Genomic DNA, 2883 nt, shown 5'->3' with positions numbered 1-2883 from the left:
GGACACTGACATCGGCTCCGAAGAATTGTTCACTGAGGCGCTTCAGCGTGCCGTCCGCTTGCAGTTCCTTCAGCGCGGCGTCAATCGGCGCAATCGCCGCCTCGTTTTCCTTGGCGACGATGAGACCGCTCGGCTCCCACTCCGCGCGCGGCGCCTGCCAGGCGACTTTCAGCCCGGAATCCGGCGTGCGTTTCAGATAATCGAGCATGGAAAGCGAGTCGTGCAGGGTGAAATCGGCGCGCCCCTGCTGTACCAGGGTCAGCGCCTGCGGCAGGCTCTCCACCGGCACCAGCACCGCGCCTGCGGCTTCGGCGCGGTAGGCGTGGTTGCTGTTGAGCGTTTGTGCTGCCTTCAGCCCCTTGAGATCGGCGACGTCATGCACGCGGTCGTCGTCCTTGCGGGTCAGCACCATCGCGCCCGTCCAACTATACGGAATCGCCCCGGCAAAGGCGGCGCGGCGCTCCGGTGTGCCCAGCGTCACCTGATTGGCGACCGCATCAAAACGCCCGGCCTTCAGCCCGGCGAGCATGCCGTCCCACAACGTTTCCTGAAAATCGACGGTAACGCCGAGCTTCTCGGCAATGGCGCGGGTAACTTCGATGTCATAACCGGTGAGCTTGCCGCTGTCGTCGTGATAATTGAAGGGCGGATAGGCGCCGTCGGTACCGACGACGATGGTGCCGTGGTTGTTGATACGCGCGAGCAATGATTCGGCGGCGTGGGCGGTGAAGGAAAATGCCGCCAGCGCGGCGAGAAGGGCGGATTTAAACATAGGAGAGTTCCTTAAGTGAAATGAAAGGGATAAATAGGGCAGTCTATTGGTGGCAAGGGCTGCGTAAAAGCCATTTTGTGGCTAGTAATCTTTGGCAGGCAGGACAATGAGTGCAGTAATAAATCCGATAAGCGCAGAAATAAAGAAGGCAAACAGAGGCAATATAATTAATCCATAAATTCCACCAAAATAAGCAAAGGCAAGAATCGTAAGTTGAAGAAAATCGATAAACTTAATAAAAACAACAGGTGCGACCGAAAATAGCAACCCCACACATGCAGATATAATAGTTGCCTTAAAAATATCCGCTCCCGTTTTTTGATAACGGGCATTAGCAATTAGTTTACTGGTAACAAATGCACAAGGGATACTGACAAGCAATGGATAAGCTTTAAGCCCCACATCAATGCCAGTTTCCTGTTTTGACAAAGTTTCCATAAGACGACCTGCCAAAATATCTAGAATATATTGGATTACCAGAGGCAATAGCAAGCCGCCAATAACTATCCAGACAATGGCAAATGCCCATAGGACTTCACGGGAAGGATATTCGTTTTGTGGTTCTTCCATTTTTTATTCCTTGATTACCTGTAGTTATAGCTTGGGTTGATGTGCGTGCGCAGTGGAAGTGGAAGGTGCACCATTAAGCCCGGATGTTCCGCTATGGTGGGTCAAGACCCATCCTACAGCCATTTACATACAGGGTAGCGGGAAAGGTGTATGTAAAAGGAATGGCGCTCGCTTGTGCTACCTGTGCGATTGCGGAACAGAAGCCTGTATTTGCGCCCCCTCCCTCGCAGGACGCGCAGCGTCCGCAGCGGGGGAGGGACGGGGTGGGGGTAAATCAGCTTGCGTCATAACTACTGCCTCTTGCCATCCACCTTTCGTTGGGCAGATGCGCTTCGTTTTGGGCGAATGGCGTTGCAGGGGCGGTCAGACGAAGCCGTAACCGCCCGTGTGGAAGGTACAGGGTGGGGCTCGCCCCGCCATTAAACCTGGATGTTCCGCTATGGTGGGTCAAGACCCCCACGCCATTTACATACAGGGTAGCGGGAAAGGTGTATGTAAAAGGGCGTTTATCCATATTTGCGCCGGAGCGGTGCGCCGAGGCGCACCCTATACTGGTTGCGGGAATGCCAGCCTGCAAAACCGCCGGACTGCCCCCCGGAAGAGAAATTTGAACAGGCGCTTACTTCACGCTCACATCTTCGCCAAAGAACTGCTCGCCGAGCTTCTTCAGCGTGCCGTCGGCGCGCAGCTCTTCTACTGCCGCGCTGATTTTGGCGAGCGCTTCGTCGTTGCCCTTGTTGGTGACAAAGCCGGAGCCGATTTTCTTGTCGGCATCGGCACGCCAGGCGACGCGCAAGCCGGAATCCGGGTTTTTCTTCATGTAATCGAGCAGGGCGAGCGAGTCGTTGAAGGTGAAGTCAGCGCGTTTTTGCTGGACGACGACGATTGCCTGCGCCAGCCCGTCAATCGGCACGATTTCCGCACCCGCTTCGCGCGCCATTTCGCCGTAATTGCTGGACAGCGTCTGCGCGGATTTCAGCCCCTTGACGTCGGCCAGCGACTTGATGCGGTCGTCATCGGCGCGGGCGACCGCCATCGGCCCGGAATAACTGTACTCGGCGGACTTGTCGAACGTGGCGCGGCGCTCCGGCGTGGTCAGCCCGACCTGGTTGGCGACCAAGTCAAAGCGTTCCGCCTTAAGCCCGGCGAGCATCGCATCCCACGCTGTTTCTTTGAAATCAACCTTGAAACCGAGCTTGTCGGCGACGGCGCGGGTCACTTCCACGTCATAACCGGTGAGCTTGCCGCTCTCGTCGTGATAGGTGAACGGCGCGTAAGTGCCTTCGGTGCCGACGGTGACGGTGCCGTGGTTGTTGATACGCTCCAGCAGTGATTCGGCGGCGTGTGCCTGGGTGAAGGCGAGGGTGACGGCAGCGAGCAGCAGTTTTTTCATGGGAATAGCTCCAAAGGGAATGAATGAGGCGGCGCATTGTAGGCGGGGCGGGCGGACGCGCCAAGCACTGTTTGGCATGAGGTGATAACTTTTCGGGTGGTGTCCTAAAATGTATGCTGATAAACGGCGGGCAAACAAAAAGCAACGG

At 56.4% G+C, this 2883-nt stretch carries 3 protein-coding genes; all 3 read right to left on the bottom strand.

Annotation, left to right across the window (positions count from 1 at the left end; genetic code table 11):
* Nucleotides 1-772, bottom strand: a 772-nt coding sequence (locus tag Q0349_RS04075) for a transporter substrate-binding domain-containing protein (RefSeq protein WP_298079602.1), incomplete at its 3' end; no start/stop codon positions are given.
* A gap of 81 nt (nt 773-853) precedes the next feature.
* Nucleotides 854-1342, bottom strand: coding sequence for a hypothetical protein (locus Q0349_RS04070; RefSeq protein WP_298079601.1), 489 nt, complete (start codon nt 1340-1342; stop codon nt 854-856).
* Between the two features lie 619 nt (nt 1343-1961).
* A complete protein-coding gene (locus Q0349_RS04065; RefSeq protein WP_298079600.1) occupies nt 1962-2735 on the bottom strand; it encodes an amino acid ABC transporter substrate-binding protein in 774 nt (257 codons plus the stop codon).
* Nucleotides 2736-2883 lie beyond the last annotated feature (148 nt).

This window comes from uncultured Cardiobacterium sp. (assembly GCF_938028185.1).
Classification (GTDB): Bacteria; Pseudomonadota; Gammaproteobacteria; order Cardiobacteriales; family Cardiobacteriaceae; genus Cardiobacterium.
The sequence above is the reverse complement of the archived record's forward strand: the minus strand, read 5'-3'. Positions and strand labels throughout refer to the sequence as shown.

What these genes read in the sequence shown, in the direction of transcription:
- Q0349_RS04070 (WP_298079601.1), bottom strand. Translation starts at nt 1,342, where the DNA reads ATGGAAGAACCACAAAACGAATATCCTTCCCGTGAAGTCCTATGGGCA.
- Q0349_RS04065 (WP_298079600.1), bottom strand. Translation starts at nt 2,735, where the DNA reads ATGAAAAAACTGCTGCTCGCTGCCGTCACCCTCGCCTTCACCCAGGCA.